At 53.3% G+C, this 21061-nt stretch carries 19 protein-coding genes; all 19 read left to right on the top strand.

All coding sequences use genetic code 11. The features are described 5' to 3' along the window. The first annotated feature begins 107 nt into the window (after window positions 1-107). The gene (locus HMPREF2609_RS02570) at window positions 108-1541 is read left to right on the top strand and encodes a M50 family metallopeptidase (RefSeq protein WP_070534896.1); all 1434 of its coding nucleotides are present in this window, start codon (window positions 108-110) and stop codon (window positions 1539-1541) included. A gap of 226 nt (window positions 1542-1767) precedes the next feature. Further along, window positions 1768-2910, top strand: a complete 1143-nt coding sequence (gene ispG / locus HMPREF2609_RS02575) for a flavodoxin-dependent (E)-4-hydroxy-3-methylbut-2-enyl-diphosphate synthase (protein WP_080972543.1) — start codon at window positions 1768-1770, stop codon at window positions 2908-2910. Window positions 2911-3053: 143 nt separating this feature from the next. Continuing rightward, window positions 3054-4040, top strand: a complete 987-nt coding sequence (locus HMPREF2609_RS02580) for a GNAT family N-acetyltransferase (RefSeq protein ID WP_070534897.1) — start codon at window positions 3054-3056, stop codon at window positions 4038-4040. 163 nt (window positions 4041-4203) lie between these two features. Then, the gene (locus HMPREF2609_RS02585; RefSeq protein ID WP_070534899.1) at window positions 4204-6021 is read left to right on the top strand and encodes a proline--tRNA ligase; all 1818 of its coding nucleotides are present in this window, start codon (window positions 4204-4206) and stop codon (window positions 6019-6021) included. Between the two features lie 65 nt (window positions 6022-6086). After that, a complete protein-coding gene (gene rimP / locus HMPREF2609_RS02590) occupies window positions 6087-6752 on the top strand; it encodes a ribosome maturation factor RimP (protein ID WP_070448430.1) in 666 nt (221 codons plus the stop codon). 130 nt (window positions 6753-6882) lie between these two features. Next, complete coding sequence (nusA, locus tag HMPREF2609_RS02595; RefSeq protein WP_004006237.1) at window positions 6883-7920, top strand: transcription termination factor NusA; 1038 nt, start codon at window positions 6883-6885, stop codon at window positions 7918-7920. A gap of 177 nt (window positions 7921-8097) precedes the next feature. Next, window positions 8098-8391: a YlxR family protein gene (locus HMPREF2609_RS02600; RefSeq protein WP_080513871.1), complete on the top strand. Its 294-nt coding sequence runs from the start codon at window positions 8098-8100 to the stop codon at window positions 8389-8391. 230 nt (window positions 8392-8621) lie between these two features. Further along, a complete protein-coding gene (infB, locus tag HMPREF2609_RS02605; RefSeq protein WP_070534901.1) occupies window positions 8622-11420 on the top strand; it encodes a translation initiation factor IF-2 in 2799 nt (932 codons plus the stop codon). 116 nt (window positions 11421-11536) lie between these two features. Continuing rightward, window positions 11537-11977 (top strand): 30S ribosome-binding factor RbfA, encoded by a 441-nt coding sequence (gene rbfA / locus HMPREF2609_RS02610; RefSeq protein WP_048753064.1) that lies wholly within the window; start codon window positions 11537-11539, stop codon window positions 11975-11977. A 4-nt stretch (window positions 11978-11981) separates the two neighbouring features. Next, window positions 11982-13064: a tRNA pseudouridine(55) synthase TruB gene (gene truB, locus HMPREF2609_RS02615; RefSeq protein ID WP_070448428.1), complete on the top strand. Its 1083-nt coding sequence runs from the start codon at window positions 11982-11984 to the stop codon at window positions 13062-13064. Further along, window positions 13061-13432 (top strand): hypothetical protein, encoded by a 372-nt coding sequence (locus tag HMPREF2609_RS02620; RefSeq protein WP_004006242.1) that lies wholly within the window; start codon window positions 13061-13063, stop codon window positions 13430-13432. Before truB ends, HMPREF2609_RS02620 begins: the two co-directional genes overlap by 4 nt. A gap of 106 nt (window positions 13433-13538) precedes the next feature. Beyond that, window positions 13539-14024 (top strand): hypothetical protein, encoded by a 486-nt coding sequence (locus HMPREF2609_RS02625; protein ID WP_095343012.1) that lies wholly within the window; start codon window positions 13539-13541, stop codon window positions 14022-14024. A 28-nt stretch (window positions 14025-14052) separates the two neighbouring features. Further along, window positions 14053-14748: a DUF4345 domain-containing protein gene (locus tag HMPREF2609_RS02630; RefSeq protein ID WP_070448427.1), complete on the top strand. Its 696-nt coding sequence runs from the start codon at window positions 14053-14055 to the stop codon at window positions 14746-14748. A 105-nt stretch (window positions 14749-14853) separates the two neighbouring features. Further along, window positions 14854-15819, top strand: coding sequence for a bifunctional riboflavin kinase/FAD synthetase (locus tag HMPREF2609_RS02635; RefSeq protein WP_048755096.1), 966 nt, complete (start codon window positions 14854-14856; stop codon window positions 15817-15819). Between the two features lie 386 nt (window positions 15820-16205). Beyond that, entirely contained in the window at window positions 16206-17147 is a 942-nt protein-coding gene (locus HMPREF2609_RS02640; protein ID WP_239661875.1) for a hypothetical protein, read from the top strand. A gap of 238 nt (window positions 17148-17385) precedes the next feature. Then, window positions 17386-17847: an S-ribosylhomocysteine lyase gene (locus HMPREF2609_RS02645; protein WP_070534903.1), complete on the top strand. Its 462-nt coding sequence runs from the start codon at window positions 17386-17388 to the stop codon at window positions 17845-17847. Further along, window positions 17844-18761, top strand: a complete 918-nt coding sequence (gene mtnN, locus HMPREF2609_RS02650; RefSeq protein ID WP_210391446.1) for a 5'-methylthioadenosine/S-adenosylhomocysteine nucleosidase — start codon at window positions 17844-17846, stop codon at window positions 18759-18761. The genes HMPREF2609_RS02645 and mtnN overlap by 4 nt, the downstream gene beginning before the upstream one ends. Before the next feature lie 164 nt (window positions 18762-18925). Further along, on the top strand, window positions 18926-19231 hold the full coding sequence (locus HMPREF2609_RS02655; protein ID WP_013398741.1) for a hypothetical protein: 306 nt from the start codon (window positions 18926-18928) through the stop codon (window positions 19229-19231). A 228-nt stretch (window positions 19232-19459) separates the two neighbouring features. Beyond that, entirely contained in the window at window positions 19460-20902 is a 1443-nt protein-coding gene (locus HMPREF2609_RS02660; protein WP_070534905.1) for an amino acid permease, read from the top strand. The last annotated feature ends 159 nt before the right edge of the window (window positions 20903-21061 follow it).

The following is a 21061-nucleotide window of genomic DNA, read 5'->3' on the forward strand; positions in this document are numbered from 1 at the left end:
ATAACCTGAGCGCCACGTACCCTATAATTTCACAGCTTAGGGGAGTACCCTAGAAACTTCGCGGGAAACCGCTTGAGAACCCGTACCTTTTGTTGCGAAGGAGAAACGTGGAGATTCTGCTCTACGCCGCAGGCGTCATCATTATGGCGATAGCTATTGCGCTGTCTATTGCTCTGCATGAGGTGGGACACCTGGTACCTGCGAAACTCTTTAAGGTGCGTGTACCGCAATATATGATTGGTTTCGGCAAAACTATTTTTTCGTTCCGCCGCGGTGAAACTGAGTACGGGTTTAAAGCTATTCCTTTAGGCGGATATATTTCTATGATTGGCATGTATCCGCCTGCGCCCGAACACGAGGAGCGTGCGAAACGGGCAATGGAGCATCCCACAGAGGGGAACGCCGAGGGTACCACTGGCGTGGAGGAAGAACACGAACCCGAGATCGAAACTCTTCGCGCCGGAACTACCAGCCCTTTTGGGTCTTTGGCGAATGCGGCCCGTGAGGCTGACTTAGAGCGCCTGAAACCCGGAGATGAAAATCGTCTGTTTTATAAACTTCCCGTGTATAAACGCATGATTATCATGCTGGGCGGGCCTAGCATGAACTTGCTCATCGGGATCGTATGCACCGCCATTCTCATCTGCGGTTTTGGAACCCTGTCTGCAACTAATAAAGTGGCATCGGTTTCCGATTGCGTGCCAAAAGCAACGATCACCGAAGACCGTATCTCATATTCCGAATGTACTGACTCTTCGGCACCATCTCCCGCGAAAGCGGCAGGACTGCGTAAAGATGACCGTATAGTTGCTATCAACGGCAACCGCACGAGCACCTGGGAACAGGTTTCTTCTAACATTCGTCAGGCAGGGAATAATACCGTAACCGTCACCATTGAACGCGATGGTTCTGAGCAGCAGCTCACCATGACCCCGGCGCTTTTGGAGCGTCCGGTCGTGGATGAAAAGACTCGAGAATATGTGCGTAACGACGATGGGTCGTTCAAGATGATGACCGGCGGCTTTATCGGTATCTCACCAACTTCGGAGATGGTTCCAGGCTCGTTGGGCGATGTAATGCCCAATGTGGGCGACACGCTGGGACGTATTGCACATTCCATGTGGTCGCTGCCACAGCGCGTATGGGAGCTGGGGGTAAATCTCTTCTCGAATCAGGAACGCGATGAGAACTCCCCAGTATCCGTAGTGGGGGTAAGCCGGATTGCCGGTGAAGTGGCCTCGACAGACCGTATCGATCTGAAAGCAAAAACTGCGACCTTAGTCTCGCTGGTAGCCGGAATGAACCTGATGCTTTTCGCCTTTAACCTACTTCCGCTTCTTCCCCTAGACGGAGGGCATGTTTTTGGTGCCCTGTGGGAGGCAATTCGACGTGGTTTCGCCAAGCTTACCCGCCGTGCCGATCCCGGTCCGTTTGACCCGGTCAAACTTCTGCCGCTTACCTATGTTGTAGCGGGTGCTTTCATTCTGATGTCCATTGTGATTATTGCCGCCGACTTTATTAAACCCCTGCGGCTGTTCTAAATGGTGGAGCAAGCTATGCACCGCATAGCGTCTAGTGAGGATCGTGTACGCAAACGAATTGTGAGCGGGACTACCGTTTTTTCATCTCATCGTGATATTGCTCGCGGTTAGGGTATCCGTATTAGTGGTTCTGCACGCGACGGTGGCACAATAGGAAGCTGAGCGGCGCATCCCGCGCCCCAATTTTTATGACATTTGGAGGATTGCCTTGTCGGTTAGCCTTGGTATGCCGAAGCCTGCACCTGCGGTTCTTGCACCCCGCCGCAAGACCCGTCAATTCAAGGTAGGTACAGTGGGCATCGGTTCCGAATCTCCCATTTCGGTACAGTCTATGACGACCACCAAGACCCACGATATCGGTTCAACTTTGCAGCAAATTGCTGAGCTAACCGCCGCCGGGTGCGATATTGTGCGTGTGGCATGCCCGACCGATAAAGATGCTGAGGCACTACCCATCATCGCAAAGCAGTCTAATATTCCGGTGATCGCGGATATTCACTTTCAGCCCAAGTACGTGTATGCGGCTATTAAAGCCGGATGCGGCGCAGTGCGTGTGAATCCCGGTAACATTCGTAAATTCGATGACCAGGTAAAAGAGATCGCCGAGATGGCTTCCGAGCATGGTACCTCTATCCGCATCGGTGTGAATGCTGGTTCGCTCGATAAACGTCTGCTCGAAAAATATGGCCACGCTACTCCAGAGGCGCTGGTTGAGTCCGCTGTGTGGGAAGCCTCTCTCTTTGAGGAGCATGGGTTCCGCGATTTCAAGATTTCCGTTAAACACAACGACCCGGTGGTTATGGTTGAGGCATACCGGCAGCTTGCCGCCCGCGGCGATTGGCCTTTGCACTTAGGCGTGACTGAAGCAGGCCCCGCATTCCAGGGAACCATCAAGAGTTCGGTAGCATTCGGCACCCTCCTCTCTCAAGGGATTGGCGATACGATCCGTGTTTCGCTTTCGGCCCCTCCGGTGGAAGAAGTCAAGGTAGGAACCAAGATTCTGGAATCCCTTAACCTGCGCCCGCGCAAGCTCGACATTGTTTCGTGCCCCTCATGCGGTCGCGCCCAGGTGAATGTGTGGGAGCTCGCCGAAAACGTGACCAAGGGCTTGGAGCATATGAAGGTTCCGCTTCGCGTCGCCGTGATGGGATGCGTGGTGAACGGTCCCGGCGAGGCACGTGAAGCAGACTTAGGAGTGGCATCCGGTAACGGTAAGGGACAGATCTTTGTGAAAGGGGAAGTTATTAAAACCGTTCCCGAAGATCAGATCGTGGAAACCCTTCTTGAAGAGGCAACCCGTATTGCTGCCGAGATGGAAGCCTCGGGGGAGTACGTGCCCGAAGGCGCCCCCGCTGTTACCGTCAAATAGTACGGCTGTACCTCGTCCGTAGCGTTGAATATAAACGCGACGAGTCTGAAATCTCTAAGCGCCTCGCCTTCAACGGACGCGGGGCGCTTAGCTGTGACACATTCAAAACCGCGATAGCTCTCTCGTTAGATAGAATCGAAAGCGTGCTCAAAAAGTTTTTCTCCTCATCTGCCCCCCAGGTGGTGGCTCTCGATCGGCGCGATGCAGATGCCCTCGAAGAGCTTCTCTATGCGGATACGCTGGGGAACCTCTACGCTATTGAGCATTACGATATTTACGGGCTGCCGCCAGCATCGGCATCCGGAGCACGCATGACGGGGAATAAGCTGCCAGCACAGTATCGCGGGTTCGTGGGGATTTACGAAGATAACATCTTGCTGAGCGCGCTGTTACTGGGCAGCAATACCGTTCCCATCTGGTTACCCGACGACGATCGAATGCGCTCACATGCCGAGGTTCTTGCTCACCTCATTTACCATTCTCGGGGCAGCATTGAGTCTCTTTTTGGACCCAGTGAATGTGTGCTTCCAATCTGGGAGTACTTGAGGAAACGCCTCGCGAGTCCTTTCTCTGTTCGGACGGTACAGCCGCTACTGTACCTGCCCCCAGAAAAAAATCTATTCTCACTCTATTCGGCCTCTCTGCCTGAACTGCCCGGCTATCTACCCTCGTTACAGTCGGTTCCAGAGAACCCTGGAGGATATGTGCGCTGTACTGTTCTGTCAGATTACGATGATGTTCTGCCTGCCGCAGCCGCTATGTTCCATGAGGAAGTCGGTATTGAACCCATCGCACGGTACGGCAGCAACTACAGAAACCGTGTACGGTCGATGGTATCCGAAGGCAAAAACGTGATTGTCACTAACGATCTCGGCGTGGTGGTTTTCAAAGCTGATCTGGGTATATCGCATCTGGACGCTGCGCAGATACAGGGCGTTTGGGTGCACCCTGACTATCGCGGTCTGGGGCTTGCGGCTCCGTTTCTTGCTGCGGCCTGTGAGCTTTTCCGAGAGAGGCACCCGCATCTGAGCCTCTACGTTAATAACTACAACGATCGGGCACTTTCTCTCTATCAGCGCACCGGATGGGAAGATATTGGGCAATATTCGACCATTATCCTTACTCGTTAGCGTCTGAAAATATACACGTTGGTTTTTTATACCAACTATGCTTCGCCTGTGAGCGCGGAAACCTATAGACTTGTTATATTATTCATCGACGTTCGCCGCCGCTTTCGGGTTAAGGAATGTGGGATGCGGTGAAGGTCTAGCATCAAATCCAAGGAGAACACACATGGTACTTCGCTTGTCCAACCTCTTCGTGCGGACCCTGCGTGAAGATCCTGTAGACGCTGAGGTAGCAAGCCATAAGCTTTTAGTGCGCGCAGGTTATATTCGTCGTGCCGCTCCTGGCGTGTATACCTGGCTGCCCTTGGGTTTGAAAGTTCTGCGCAAGGTAGAAAATATCGTGCGTGAAGAAATGAACGCAATTGGAGCCCAAGAAGTTCTCTTCCCGGCATTGTTGCCGCGAGAACCCTATGAGGCAACTAACCGGTGGGAAGAATACGGTGATAATCTCTTCCGCCTTCAGGACCGCAAGGGCGCCGATATGCTGCTGGCGCCCACCCATGAGGAAATGTTCACCCTGTTGGTGAAAGACCTTTATTCCTCCTACAAGGATCTGCCGCTGTATATTTACCAGATCCAGAATAAGTACCGTGACGAGGCTCGACCCCGCGCTGGTTTGTTGCGTGGGCGCGAATTTGTCATGAAGGATTCCTACTCTTTTACTGTGGACGACGAAGGCTTGAATGAAGCTTACGAGGCCCACCGCGCCGCTTACCAGCGTATTTTTAACCGCTTGGGATTAGACACCGTCATAGTGACCGCGCAATCGGGTGCTATGGGTGGTTCACGCAGTGAAGAATTCCTGCATCCGACCCCTGTAGGTGAAGACACTTTTGTGCGTTCCGCCGGTGGCTACGCCGCAAATGTGGAGGCAGTCACCACCGTTGTGCCTGCAGATATTGATTTCACGGATACACCCGCAGCTATCGTGCTCGATACCCCCGAATCTCCCACGATTGAAACTCTTGTAACCCAGATGAACGACCTGCACCCGCAGGTGACCGGCGGTGAACTCACCGCTGAACAGACGCTTAAATGTTTTGTGGGCGCAGCCATTACCCCCGCCGGGGAGCGTAAACTCTTTGCCGTGGGTGTACCTGGTGATCGCGAAGTCGATCTGGGACGCGTCGAGGTTAACATTGGTGCGCTCATGGGTATCGGTGGCGAGATCGAGGTTGAGGCTGCTTCTGAGGAGGATCTAAAGAAATTCCCGCAGCTCGTCAAGGGCTATATTGGCCCGGGTCTTACTCTCGATCAGCCCATGTTGGGTGAGAATACCGAAGAGCGTCAAACTGCTACCGGTATTCCGTTTTTCGTTGATCCGCGCGTGGTTCGCGGAACCTCGTGGGTTACTGGCGCTAACGAGCACGGCAAACACGTGGCAAATCTCGTTTACGGGCGGGACTTTAATGCAGACGGTACTTTGGAAGCGTGTGAAGTACGCGAAGGCGACCCAGCACCGGATGGTTCTGGACCGCTTATTGCTGCACGCGGTGTTGAGATGGGACATATCTTCCAGCTTGGCCGTAAATACGCCGAGGCACTGGGACTGAAAGTACTCGATCAGAACGGTAAACTCCAGACCGTGACGATGGGATCTTACGGTATTGGCGTAACCCGTGCGCTTGCCGCAATCGCTGAGGGCAATCATGACGAGAAGGGTCTGATCTGGCCGCGTAACTTGGCACCCGCCGATGTGCACATCGTCATCACGAATAAAGACGCTCAATCCCACGAGTACGCAGAAACCTTGAGCACGGAGCTTGAAGGTGCCGGGGTGCAGGTGCTTTTGGACGACCGTCTGAAAACCAGCCCGGGCGTTAAATTCGGCGATGCAGAGCTTCTGGGCGTACCCACCATCTTAGTGATTGGCCGCGGGTTCAAAGACGGTACTTTGGAACTCAAAGACCGGCGAAACGGAGAGGCACGCGATATTGCCGTATCGGATGCGGTGCGCGAAATCCTCGCCGAGATCCGCTCTTAGGTCCTATTCCCAGGCATAGACGCGTTCATCATCCTTGGCAAGATTATCGAGAAGAGAAGGAAGATATGGCGTATAAACCTAAACGGTCCGGTAAGAAAGACGGCGCCCCCAATGCTCGCTCCCGGCGTGCCGCATCACGAACCGCCAGGGGTGTAACTCGTCCCTTCGAATCCGCAGGGTCGGAAAAACCGGCACCGGCAAAAATTGGGACACGCTCCCTACATGAGGACGAGGTAAACGAAGCTATCAAACCTGTGCTCAGTGAGTTTTCGCTCGTGCTTGAAAGGATTAAGATCAGCGGTCCGGCAGCTAACCGAACGGTAGAAATTACCGTGGACTATACGGAAGATCGGACAGATTCCCTTTCTCTGGACAGCCTTGCGGAAATCTCGGGGGCTATCTCACAGGCTCTGGATAAAGCTGATGAGCACGATGAGTTCTTCCCCTATATGTTGGAGGTTTCCTCTCCCGGAGCTACCCGAGAACTCACCGAGCGCCGTCATTGGAAACGTGCTCGCGCCCGACTTGTAGCAGTGACACAGACAGATGGCACGGAATACGTGGCTCGTCTTGACGAGATTACGGACGAAGGCCCTGTGCTTCGGCGTAAGAAACAGACTAAGAAAGGGCAGAAGCAGACATACCATGACGCTGTGATTGTGCCCTGGGAAAATATTGGGCACGCTAATGTTGAAATTGATTTCAATTCTACTCAAGAGACTGTAGAATAGGTACAAAATAGGCTTTCTGTTTGTTTTTTCACACTCAACAAACATAAAGCAAACCGTTCGGGAGCCGGGGCGCAGAAAAAGCGTCCCGGCGCCGTGCTACAGGGAAAGGCTGAAGAGCGTGGACAACAATATGACGATCGACTTAGGCGTTCTGCATGCACTTGCAAAGCAACGAGGTCTCGTTTTGGAGGAACTGTTCTCGCTGGTTGAAAATGCTCTGGTGCTTGCCTATATGAAGCAGCCCGGCGCCATTAAAGGCTCCCGAGCCGTCATCGATCGAACCACCGGCGACTTCGCTATTCTTGCGCCGGAACTTGACGATGACAACCAGAAAATCGATGAGTTCGATGATACGCCCAATAACTTTGGGCGCATTGCTGCGGCGACGGTGCGTCAGGTTTTATCGCAGCGTCTGCGCGATGCCGAAGATGCATCCGTGCTTGGTGAATTTAAAGACCGAGAAGGAACCTTAGCATCCGGCGTTATTCAGCAGGGGAATAACCCCCGTATGGTTCAAGTCGATTTGGGAACTATTGAGGCCGTACTCCCCGCGAACGAGCAGGTTCCCGGAGAACAATATCCCCACGGAACCCGTATTCGTGCATATCTCTTAGAGGCGCGCCGCGGGCAGAAAGGGCCCTCGATTGTGCTCTCGCGGTCGCATCCGAACTTGGTGCTTCGCCTATTTGAGCATGAGGTTCCAGAGATCGCCGACGGATCGGTCAAGATTAACTCCATTGCTCGCGAGGCAGGACATCGCTCGAAGATAGCGGTAAGCGCAACGAACCCCAGTATCAACGCTAAGGGGGCCTGCATCGGTGATATGGGCGCTCGCGTACGTGCTGTTGCCGCTGAACTTAACGACGAGAAGATCGACATTGTTGATTACTCGACGGATCCTGCGGAGTTTATTACGGCTGCGCTCTCGCCCGCTAAGGTGACCGAAGTTATTATTGCGGACCCCCGCGAATATTCTGCTCGTGCGATTGTCCCCGATGAGCAGCTTTCGCTGGCAATCGGGCGGGAAGGCCAGAACGCGCGCCTTGCAGCGAAACTAACCGGCTGGCGTATTGATATTTTGGCGGAATCAAAATATGCTCAGATTCGTGCCGAAGAAGAGGTGGCTGAGCGAGTAGCCCGCAGCCTTGATTTAGACGAAAACGAGTAGTAACCGGTATTCTAGTAGGAGTACCCTGTAGCCCCTAGAGGGTCTTTCCGCATTCGTGAAACCGAATACGGACGTGACCCAGATGAGGGGCTACACTTAAGATGTGCGTTTGGTGCGTGCACCCCAGCGGCGTGCCTAAACGGCTGTGACAGTTTTGATGGGGAAGAGGGGAGAGCAATGAGTGAACCTCTCCGTACCTGTATTGGCTGTCGCCTCCGCGATAATCCGCGGAATATGCTCCGTATCGTCCGTTTCGGCGGCGACGGAGAACGGATGCGCATCCTTCCGGATGTGCACCGCACCTTGCCCGGTCGCGGTGCGTGGCTGCATATGCGTGAATCCTGCCAGCAACAGGCTTTTCGTAAAAATGCTTTCGCCCGCGCCTTTAAAGTTTCAATTGCTCGCGCAGACCTTATGGTTTTGACCGAATACTTCGCTCAGCGCAAGCCCGAAACTACGGGCTATGAGTGAAACTCACATCCCTATAAGTCAACGAGTTTGACGACTTCTTGCAGATTACGAAAGCGAGTCAGAAAACTGATGGATATCTAATGAGTGCCGCGACATGAGTACCCATCTGTGCTCACACCCCGGCAAATTTATGCCCACGCGTGTGTTAGGCGTAACCGAGAGCCTAGTGCGCGCATACACACATCACTAGTGTTCGCACCGTCCTGGTGCGAGCCAGGACAGGAGAAAATTTGGCTAAGCCTCGCGTACACGAGATTGCTAAAGAACTTGGTGTAACGTCAAAAGAAGTTATTGCAAAACTAGCCGAACAAGGCGAATTCGTAAAGGGCGCATCCTCGACCCTTAACCCGCTCGTGGTTAAGAAACTGCGTGAAGCGTTCCCCGCCCCCGCTCAGGCACCTGAAAAAGCTGAAAAACCAACTAAAGCGTCAGGGAAGTCTGCAGCTTCCACAGCTAAAACTGCTAGTGCTAAGCCCGCCGCTCCAAAGAAGCCGGCGGACGCGAAATCTGCTGCTAAACCTGCGGCACCGAAACCTGCCCCTAAACCGGGTGCAAAACCTGCAGCTAAATCTGCGGCTCCTAAGCCCGGTGCCAAGGGCGCCGCTAAATCTTCTTCGGGTCCTCGTCCTGGCAACAACCCCTTCTCCTCACAGCAGGGAATGGCTCGTCCAGAGGCTCCGAAGCCTGCTGCTCCAAAGCCCGCACCGAAACCTGGTGCATCGGCTCCAAAACCGGGCCCGAAGCCTGGTCCTCGTCCGGGTAACAACCCCTTCTCCTCGCAGCAGGGAATGAAACGACCCGAACGCGGCGAACAACGTTCTGGCGGTCCTCGTCCACCCCGCGGTCAACGTTCAGGCAATAATGCCCCTCGTCCCGGCGGTGGGGGCAACGGTCCCCGTTCCGCATCGGGGTCGCGCTCGCACGCGCCTCGTTCCGGCGGCGGCAACCGTCCTAGCCCGTCCATTATGCCGTCCAAGGTCTCGAACGTTGGTTCCGGTCCCGGAGCACCCGGTGGTGGTGGCGGAGGCGGTAACCGTCGTGGCGGAGGCGGCTATAACCGCGGTCCTTCGCGTCCGGGTCCCGGTGGCCGTGGAAATGCACAGGGTGCTTTCGGCCGTGGCGGTTCTAAGCGTAAGAACCGTAAGTCGAAGGCAGCCCGCCGCAATGAAGTCGAGCAGATGAATGCACCCGCACCCGGTGGTGTGGTAGTACCTCGCGGTGATGGCTCGACTGAGGTCCGCCTGCGTCGCGGTGCGTCCATTATGGATTTTGCCGAGAAGATTGGCGCTAACCCGGCTTCGCTGATTACCGTGCTCTTCCACTTGGGCGAAATGGCTACTCAAACCCAGTCGCTCGATGAAGAAACCTTCGAGCTATTGGGCGCCGAGTTGGGGTACGTCGTAAAGATCGTGTCTCCCGAGGACGAAGAACGCGAGCTCTTGGAATCCTTTGACATCGACCTTGAAGCCGAAGCAGAGGCGGAAGGCGATGACGTTCTTGAAGTGCGTCCTCCGGTTGTGACTGTGATGGGTCACGTTGACCATGGTAAAACTCGACTGCTGGACGCTATTCGGAATACCAACGTCATTGAGGGTGAAGCTGGCGGCATTACCCAGCATATTGGTGCGTATCAGGTACACACCACTGTCGAAGGTGAAGACCGCGCGATTACCTTTATCGATACCCCCGGTCACGAGGCGTTTACCGCTATGCGTGCCCGCGGCGCGAAGGTTACCGATGTTGCCATTCTTGTGGTCGCTGCGGATGACGGCGTGATGCCGCAGACCGTTGAGGCGCTGAATCACGCTCAGGCGGCTGATGTGCCGATCGTCGTGGCTATCAACAAGATCGATAAGGAAGGCGCATCGCCCGATAAGGTCAAGGGCCAGCTGACCGAGTACGGTCTGGTACCTGAAGATTACGGTGGAGACACCATGTTTGTGAACGTTTCGGCTCGGAATGGCACAAACATTACCGAACTGCTTGAAGCCGTAACCTTGACTGCCGACGTTCTGGAACTGCGCGCTAATCCGAATAAGGAAGCTCGTGGCGTTGCCATTGAAGCGAATCTGGATAAGGGCCGCGGTGCGGTCTCCACCGTCTTGGTGCAGTCCGGTACTCTGCATGTGGGCGATGCGATTGTCGCCGGTGTGGCACACGGTCGCGTGCGCGCAATGTTCGACGAGAACGGTCATGCAGTGAAAGAAGCCGGTCCGTCCCGTCCCGTTCAGGTTCTGGGTCTTTCGACCGTGCCCCGTGCGGGAGATACCTTCCTCTCGACCGAAGAAGAGCGCACCGCACGCCAGATTGCAGAGAAGCGTGAGGCCGCAGACCGTAACGCACAGCTCGCGAAGCGTCGTAAGCGCGTGACCCTTGAATCCTTCGATGCCGCTGTGGCTGAGGGCAAGATGGATACCCTCAACCTGATTATTAAGGGTGACGTCTCCGGTGCTGTTGAAGCTCTGGAAGAGTCGCTCATGAAGATTGATGTGGGCGGCGACGAAGTTCAGCTGCGCGTCATCCACCGCGGTGTAGGTGCTATTACTCAGAACGATGTGAACCTGGCAACCGTGGACAACGCGGTGATCATTGGCTTCAACGTTCGTCCTGCAGAGCGTGTCTCTGAGCTTGCAGACCGCGAGGGCGTCGAAATGAAGTTCTACTCGGTCATCTACCGCGCGATTGAGGAAATTGAGCAGGCTGTCAAAGGCATGCTTAAACCTGAATACGAAGAGGTCGAACTCGGCTCGGCGGAGATCCGCGAAGTGTTCCGTTCCTCCAAGTGGGGTAACATCGCAGGTTCGATGGTCAAGAACGGCATTGTCAAGCGTAATTCCAAGGCACGCCTGGTACGTGACGGTGTTGTGGTGTCAGAAGACCTCACCATCGAGTCGTTGCGTCGTTTCAAGGACGATGCTACCGAAGTACGTGAAGGCTTCGAGTGTGGTATTGGACTCGGTTCCTTCAACGACATCAAGGAAGGCGACGTCATCGAAACCTGGGAGATGCGCGAGAAGCCGCGCGTCTAAGACCCGCAGAAACGCGCCCGTTCCCCGTATCTCGCTTCATTCTGGTTTTGTACCGGAAGGTGCGGGATGCGGGGCGGGCGTTTCCCCTATCTGTACTTGACCACAAGGAGAAAACTATGGCTGATGCAGCACGTGCAGCCCGTCTCGCCGATCGTATTAAGGTGATTGTGGCGCAGGCGCTTGAACGCCGGGTCAAAGACCCCCGCCTCGGTTTTGTGACGGTTACCGATGCCCGGGTCACGAATGACCTGCAGCACGCAACCCTGTACTACACCGTATACGGTTCTGAAGAAGAACAAGAAAACACAAAAAAGGCGTTGGAATCCGCTAAGGGCATTTTGCGCTCTGAGGTGGGAAAAAATATTACCGCGCGTCTGACGCCAACCCTCACCTTCGTACCAGACGAAGTACCGGTTAACGCTTACCACCTCGAAGACCTCTTAAAGAAAACCCGTGAGCGCGATGCTGAACTTGCTGCCGCATCCGCAGGGGCCCAGTACGCGGGCGAGGCAGACCCATACAAGAAACCTGAGCAGGCCGAAGTAGAGGAAGACTAATACAGTGGCGAAAGCTCGGGAACGTGGACCGTCAGGTCTACTGGTGGTGGATAAACCCGCTGGCATGACGAGCCATGATGTAGTCTTGAAGATCCGCTGGATTGCCGGTACGCGGCGTGTTGGTCATGCAGGTACTCTTGATCCGGCGGCGACCGGCGTGTTGGTTTTAGGCTTGAATAAAGCGACAAAGCTTTTGACGTATTTAGTTGGTCAGGATAAAACTTATGAGGCTCGCCTGGTGTTAGGGGCCACAACTCTGACAGAGGACGCTGAGGGAGAGCTCACCGGGATTGCTCGCGCGGAGGCTGTGAGGGCTCTGACTCGGGAGAAGATTGAAAACGCCGTACGATCTTTGACGGGCGATATTATGCAGGTTCCCTCCGCCGTTTCGGCGATTAAGGTTAAGGGCGTGCGTTCTTATGCTCGGGTTCGTGACGGCGAGGATATTGAACTTCCCGCCCGAAAGGTCACGATTCATGAGGCCGCTATTCATGAGGTGCGCGATAGCAAACTTGATACTCGACTATATACTGTTGCCGAGGGGCTTGATGCTCCCGCGTGTGTACCAGTTGTTGAGGTAGATATTACGGTTTCCTGCTCTTCTGGAACCTATATTCGTGCTTTTGCTCGTGATGTGGGTAAAGCCCTGGGCGTTGGGGGCCATCTGAGTGCTTTGAACCGTATACGTGTAGGGAATGTGTATCAGCGTGAGGCGTTTGATTTAGCTGAACTCATGAAGGAACACGAGAACGCTGATGGGCCGCTAGACTTACCTGTACTTTCTCTTGAGGAGGCGGCACGTCGTCTGTTCAACGTTCGGCAGCTTACGACGCAAGAGGCGACCGATATTTCATTTGGTCGGCGCATTACAGTCAGTGAGGAAGGCTCAGATGCTCTTGTCTTAGGCACACAAAGCCCGGAATCTCAGCATGCCAATACCGAGGGGATAACTGCCGCATTTGCGCCGGACGGAACACTAGTGGCTCTTATAGAGAATGTGAAGTTTCGGGGAACCCGATGCGCGGCACCCGTGCTCGTATTTGAAGCAGGAATTGACTTCTCGCGGGAAGCGGGGGAGCGGCTATGATCGCTGGTTTGGACTGGTGGTTCTGGATTACTGTGGTACTCGGTACGTTATCGTGTCTGGCTTCTTTGGTACAGTATTTCCGTGGTTATGAACCCGATGACTATTCACAAGGTCCGATGCTTGTTCTTGAAGCGTTTTTAGTGGTGTACCTGGTAGGGTCGATCATCATGCAGGCTGTGGGACCGGGACCTCGTGGTGACTGGCTGGAGTATTACGGGTACCTCGTGACTGCCATGCTTATTCCCGCCGGCGCGTTCTTCTATTCTCTCAGCGAGCGTACGCGATGGGCGACTCTGCTACTGGCGGTTCCAGGGCCCGTGCTTATCGTGATGGTTCACCGAATGAATATGCTGTGGTATTACTATTAGACACAGGTTTTACTCCACATAGCTGGGGCACAGAGCCTGAATTATAGAGCAAGTACGCAAGCATCTAGAGACACCTTCTGCGCACACACCTTGGGAAGGACACGATGTGCATAATACTTTGAACCCTTGGGGTTCCCGCACCACAAAAGGCAATTCTAAATCCGATGCTGTTTCCTCAGCTGGCCATGCCTCCGGTCCGGGTAAAGTTATCGCTGTGGTGTACGGGATTTTTACATTGTCGGCGGGCGCTCGCGCGTGTTATCAGCTGATTCGTAAATTTGATGAGGCGCCTTTGGCGATTCTGCTTTCGCTTCTTTCCGCAATTATTTATGCTATTGCTGCTGTTTCTTTAGCAAAGCGTGGAGAACGTGCTAGGCAGCTTGCGGTTATCACCATCGTAGTGGAGCTTCTTGGCGTCCTTGGCATAGGAGTTTTCTCGTATGCCGCTCCGCAGTTTTTCCCTTTAGCATCCGTGTGGTCGCATTTCGGGCAGGGATATGGGTATATCCCCTTGGTACTGCCGGTGGTGGGGTTGTGGTGGCTGTACCGGGCAGCGCATCGCACTACGAACAGGTCGCAGAATTCTCGGTGAGGATAGCGAAAACTAAAAGGAGAGAACTATGACTCGTGATAAGAACTCGCAGAAGGCCGAGAAAAAACCACTTTCAACCTCTGAACCGGTAACTCAGCCGCAGCCGGTGATTTCAGCGCAGTCGGAGTATCCGCAGAAAGCGCGCACTGCGTCGGCTCAACAGCCTGCACAGAAAATCGGATCTGAATCCAGTGCTCAGAAATCTGCTCGCGGATCAAAAAATACTGCCCCTGCAGCATCGCAGAAAACGACGGCCGTGCGTACGGTGGAGGACGTCGCCAAGCCTCAGAACCAAGGGGTTTTTCGCGCTGTGACCGCACTTTATGGTGCTTTGGTTATGCTCTATGCGGGGTGGCAGATCTTCTCTGGCGCCCGTGCTGTGCCAGAGAATGATGCTCTGGCGGCAAATGCTTCTCTGGAATCAAATTATGCGTTTTTCGCCGCAATATACTTCGGTTTGGGGCTCTCATTCCTCGTTATCGCCGTGAAGTTCAAGTGGGTCAATATGCTGGTGATATCCTGTTTGGTGGTTTTCTTAGGCGGCGTGGGACGTATTATGTCGTGGGCTACCCACGGTACCCCGCATTGGTCGCTGATCGTGCTGATGGTGACTGAGCTGGTCATTCCTCCATGCCTGTTGATTTGGTACGCCTGGATTAATAAGTCCAATAAGATTCGGCAGGATATGCTTCAAGCTTCGCAACAGGGGAAATCCTCTCGTTAGCGTTGGGTCTCGAAAATCCTTCAGGTTTATCGGGGTGGTAATTCTACATACGTCTTCAGACTGGTTTAGGATGTATAGGTACATTATTTCTTACCAGGAGAGCCCGTGACCCTCTATACCGAGTTGAGCGATATTCCGGCGGATTTCGGTCCGTCCGTAGTGACTATCGGCAATTTTGATGGCGTGCATATTGGTCACGCTCGCGTTATTTCACGTGTTGTCGAGGTAGCGAATGAGCACGGGCTTGTTTCGGTTGCTGTTTCGTTTGATCCGCACCCCATGCAGGTGCATAATCCTGAACTGAAGCATCAGGAAATCATGGGTCAGGGGTCAAGACGTTATTTCATGTGCCAGCTTGGCCTGCAGAACTACCTACTGCTGCATTACGACCTAGAGTTTGCGAAGCAGAGCCCCGAAGAATTTGTGAAGTCCGTCTTTGTTGATACCCTGCGTGCACGTTATGTCGTGATCGGCGACGATGTGCGTTTTGGGCACAAGAATTCGGGCGATTTAAACACAATGCGCGAACTGGGGAAGAAATACGGGTTTGAGGTCATCGTGGTTGATGATTTGATGGCCGATGAAAAAACCCGATGCTCTTCAACCCGCATTCGCGAATATCTGAACGCGGGGGACATGGAAGGTGCGGCTCGGCTGCTTGGTCGTCCGCACCTGATGTACGGGGAAGTCGTGCACGGCTTGGCGCGTGGGCGTGAATTGGGGTTCCCTACAGCAAATTTGGAGCTGGAGGCGCGCGGCTTTATCCCGGTTGATGGTGTGTATGCCGGATGGTTGACCGATGAGTCTGGTGAAAAGCATCCGGCGGCTATATCCGTGGGTACAAACCCAACCTTCGACGGCATTGAAAACCGTCAGGTTGAGGCGCATGTTATTAACCGTCCTCAAGAACGTGTTGAGGACTTTGACCTTTATGGGCAGCATGTGGTCGTGGAATTTGTGAAGCACCTGCGCCCTATGGTTGCGTACCATGGCATTGATGCTTTGATCGAACAGATTAATCAGGATGTTGCGCAGGCGCGCGATGTGCTTGCCGCAGGGTCTTACGCTTAGGTAATAAGACTCTGGCGTTTTCTGTCGTCTGTAATCTTATGAAGACCAAAATAAAACATAACTGATTCTGTAACTTTCATGTTTATCGTGAAGGTTTAAAATATTTTTTATATTAATTGTATAAATGTATAGATAAACCGCACCTTGAGAATTTAATTGTAATATTTTTGTTTACTTCGAGAGAAATATGTAATTTTCTCTCTTGTTGATGTGTGCATGAGATACACTAAAAATTACAAATTTCCGATAGCTTATTGATGCATGTAATATATCTTGGGTCTTTGGTGACATAAGATATATTAGAGAGTAATCTACCTGGAGAATATATCCCTGACTTATTGCGTAAATCAGGGATGACAATCACCTACTCGACACAAAGGAATATTGTGAATACCTCGAAAACACTGTCCCGGCGTACCTTGGCAAAAGGCACCGCCTGGGCTGCCCCTGTTGTATTAGCCTCCTCCGCTATACCCGCATATGCGTCCAGCGTGCCGGATTGTTCATGGCTTGCGACTCAGAATGTTGTGGAGACGAGCGTTTCTAACGAATTCTCGGACAATGGTAATCCGAATATTACCGTCGCGGACTGGGGGAACCAAGGGGGTGCTGGTGTATCTTATAAATTTGCCGATACATATGACAATGGTCGTAACCCTTATGCTGTTAATACACCCATTGAGAGAAACCCTTACCATGATTTCACCTTTACCTACCGCATCACAGAAGATTTGCGGAGCTTTAAGGCGAATCCTTGGGTTAATCAGGCAACTCCAGTGGGTGAACAAAATGCAAAAAATAATGCTGTACTCGATACCCAATTTAACGGTGTTGGGTATAAAGTTACTGGTGCCCAACCTATCAAGCAGGGAACCTTTGGGTGGGGGAGCTTCAACCACAAAAATATTGATGGTATGCCCTCAAAAACTACGGGGTCTTACGGTTGTTATGAGGACCGTAAGTTCTATCCGTTCTCCCGTTCTCAGGCGCGTTCTGTAGTTGAGGGCAGCCGCTGGCGCGGACAGCTCTATCTTGACTTCGGACCGGTAAGTGCAGGAACGATTATTAAAGTAACTATTCGTGTTTACTCGCTTCAAGAAATGTCCGCCTCGTACATTAATCAGCGCTACTACAACAACAACTGCAATCCAACCTATAATGGTGGTCCCAAACGTTGGGCTGGAGATAACGACCAGGTTGGTGTGGTGGGCGAGTACTCTTACGCACTCAAAGACCCCCGTGTTGCAGAGTGCAGCAGTTCTGCCAATAAGCATGCGGTGCCGATCAGCGGATACTGGGCTTTCGGCGGTAACTGGACCCGAGAGTAATATCCTCCAGCAAAGCTATGCACCATCAAGCTGTTTGGCACTTATATAAAGAGGGCTAGTGCAGCAGTGCATGCTGTACATGGAATACGGCGGTATTGCAATAACGCGATGCCGCCGTATTCTTGCGTCATGAGACCGAGCTCAGCGGCATTTATGCAATGAGAATGCAGGAACTCTCTTAGGGAGAGTATCTTATGAAGGGTTCCGACGAAGCGGGTGCTTAAGAGAGAATATAAGCATGAAAAAAATGAACGTCGAGTCTTTCAACCTTGATCATCGTGCCGTTGTGGCCCCCTATGTGCGGATTGCAGACCGCAAGGAATTGCCCGGTGGAGATACCCTCATCAAATACGATGTCCGCTTCACTCAGCCTAACAAGAGCCATCTTGAAATGCCCGTCGTACATTCGATCGAGCATATGAGCGCAGAGCACATGCGCAACCACACCGATAAGCTCATCGATTTTTCACCGATGGGATGCCAGACTGGGTTTTACGCCCTCACCCTGGGGCTAGAGCTGCAGGAGTTCTTGCCCATCCTGGAAGCGACTCTACGCGATATTCTCACGGCTACCGAGGTACCCGCCGCGAATGAAATACAGTGCGGTTGGGGCGCTAACCACACCCTTGAAGGGGCGCAGAATGCTGCACGTGAATTCCTCGCCGCACGTGCTGACTGGGAGCAGGTGATGGCGGCGTGAGCGAACAGCATCACTCTGGCGAACAGGGGCACTCCGAAGCAGCTGCGCAGATGTTCCCCACAGACTTTACGCCGGCGGATATTTTTAACGAAATGTATGCCGACCTGGAGAACCTGAACGACCTCATGATGAGCTTCTCAAACGCGATCGTCATTCAGGTTGCGATGGATGAAGAGCTAGCCCCGTTCCTCGCAGCGACTGAGCAAGCACAGCCCTCCTTCACTGAAGGCGTAGCAAAATTCTACCCACGTTATCTTATGCTTGAAGAAGATCAGGTTCCCCTTCTGCTGGTTCGCTCCAAAATTGGGTTAGTCAATGCCGCATCCGCCGTCACGGAAGCTATCAACTACGCGACTAACTGTTTGGGGGTTATCAGTGCAGGAACCGCCGGTGGTCTTGCGCAGCACATCAACGTTGGAGATATAGTACTGGGGTCAAATTACCTGTACACCGATGCCGACGCAACCATTTTTGGATACGAACGCGGGCAGATTCCTGGGATGCCCGTATCCTATGGCGATCGTGACTCGGACTGGGAAGAGGCGATTGAAGCGGCGCTTTCAGCTCTTAAATCGGCACAGGAGGAAGGTTCCTGGGCGGTGCACCAAGGGCGGATGCTTGCGGGTAACTCATTCGTGACTGAGTACAACGTGAAGGACACCCGAGAGGCCTTCGATACGGCACTCAGCACCGATATGGAGACCACAGCGATCGCGCAGATCTGCAGTAACTATGATGTGTCTTTTATGGCGGTACGCTGCATCTCTGATTTATGCGGCCCATCCGCAGATCAGGAATTTCATCTTTCGGTCGATGTGGTGGCTCCCCGCTCGGCACGATATGCGCTGCAGATTGCCGCTGAGCTCTGGACGCAGCAGGAATTACCCGCTCTTGAGTTGAACCTTGAAGACTAAGTGGACGGATCTGCTTAAGAAGACCATAATGCTTCAGGCCCCAAGTGTTCAGACGGTTGCACAGAAACACTCATTACAAGAAAAATTCCGAGAGAATTCACATTTAAGCCGTCATAGCGTATGGTTAACACAGCAATAACGTACTCGTGACTCAGGAGAGCACCATGAAAATCTGCCCGACCTTAGCCTCTGCGGCTGGTCTTCTTGGCGGTTACAAGGTCGCATCTACAACCGGCAACCGGCCTCTTGGTGGCGCCGTGCTGGGTCTTGCGGGTTTTATTGCTTTCAAGAACTGGAAGCGTAAAGCTGGAGTTGGGCGTGCTACGTTCCTCACCGGCGTTTACCTTTCTGCCTTCGGTTACTCCCATCCACTCGCCAAGAAAATTGGCGCGTGGCCGGCAGTCTATACCGTGACTGGCGTAACCGCTCTGTTGTCGCTCATCGTAGGACGTAAGCGTAAACAGAAATAGTCTTAAGCAAGACGGCGGGTTGGCTATCGTTGCCAAACCCGCCGTCTTTTTGCGTTACGGTTCACCGCAACTAAGAAATCGCAAGGATGCACGGGGAGTACGCTGGGCGCATCCCACAACCTCGATGGGGGAGGTGCACGGCATACGGCAACAAAAGCCACACCGCAGAACCAACCAGAACACAAGATTTTCAAGAGGTTACACCGCTAACCCGCGAGGTGAGGAAAAATGAAGAATAACGCTAACTCTGCGGCAACCACCGCAAATGGCGCTATCTCCACCGAGGATGCGCCCCAGCTATCGCGCGGACTCTCCCTGCGTCACATCATGTTCATTGCGCTTGGCTCGGCAATCGGCACCGGACTCTTTTACGGCTCCGCCTCCGCTATTCAACTGGCGGGCCCCGCTGTACTACTCGCCTATGTGATTGGCGGAGCTGCCGTTTTCATGGTGATGCGCGCTATGGGGGAGCTCGCACTGGCACACCCCGTATCTGGCGCATTCTCGGAATACGCAACCCGGTATCTGGGACCTTGGGCTGGGTTCGTCACCGGTTGGAGCTATGCTCTGGAAATGGCGCTCGTTGCCATCGCGGATGTGACAGCATTTGCAGTATATATGAAATTCTGGTTCCCTCAGTCGCCCTCGTGGATCTGGATCGTATCGGTGCTGCTCATTTTGCTCGCCATTAACCTTGCCAAGGTGAAAGCCTTTGGCGAGACAGAATTTTGGTTCACTATTGTCAAGGTAAGCGCTATTATCGCCATGATTGTGGGCGGAATTATTCTGCTTTTCGTTGGTGTGCAGGCACACACCTCGGTGAAGCCGTCCGTCACGAATCTGTGGGCGCTTGATGGTGGTTTTATGCCCGAAGGGTTTACTGGTTTCCTGGCATGTTTTACCGTGGTAATGTTTGCCTTTGGCGGTATTGAGAATATCGGTATTGCGGCGGGGGAGGCGGAAAACCCACGCACGTCGATTCCTAAGGCTATTCGTACTGTGCCGTTCCGCATTCTGATCTTCTATGTGCTGACTCTCTCCGTCATTATGTCGCTCTACCCTTGGTACTCTGTCACTAAAGAGAACTCGCCTTTTGTGCAGATCTTCGAGAACCTGGGAATTCCGGCGGCAGGATCAATCCTCAACGTGGTTATTATTACCGCCGCCGTGTCTGCGATGAATGCCGATGTTTACGGTGCCGGGCGTATGATGTACGGGCTGGCAAAGCAGGGGCTGGCCCCGAAATCATTCGGCAAGGTTGCAAAAAACGGTGCGCCCTGGATGACGACTCTTCTGATGATCGTGGTTATGGCGGTGGGCGTGATCGTGAATATCGCGTTCGAGAATGCTTTTGAAGTAGTCGCTTCGCTGGCAACATTCGCGACCGTTTTCGTGTGGGTTATGATTCTGCTGGCGCACATCGCCTATAAACGTGGGGGATACGAAGACGAAGTGCAGCCCGTGCGGCTTCCTCTGGTTGTCAGCTATATAACGCTTGCGTTTATGGCGTTCATCGTCGTGCTATTCGGATTCTTCGATGACACTCGTTTGGCTCTTGTTGTTGGCGCTATATGGTGTGTTTTCCTTCTCGCGTACTATCGCCTAGCGGTAGCGTCACGGTTGGCAAAGAACGCAAAACTGGCGATCACGTCTGATGCTCAGGATGGATAAATGCGGTATTGCGGGCGGAAATGCTAGGCCTAAATACGGAATGTGCTGCGGCGGTAATCTTTCAAAATCCGTAAAAGTAGCGTAGAATATGTTAAACGCGTGTCTGCGGTCCGCGGCAGAAGACGTGAGGGGCATACGCCCAAAACCCCGGCGACATAC

It is taken from the genome of Rothia sp. HMSC058E10, assembly GCF_001809415.1.
GTDB classification, from domain to species: domain Bacteria; phylum Actinomycetota; class Actinomycetes; order Actinomycetales; family Micrococcaceae; genus Rothia; species Rothia dentocariosa.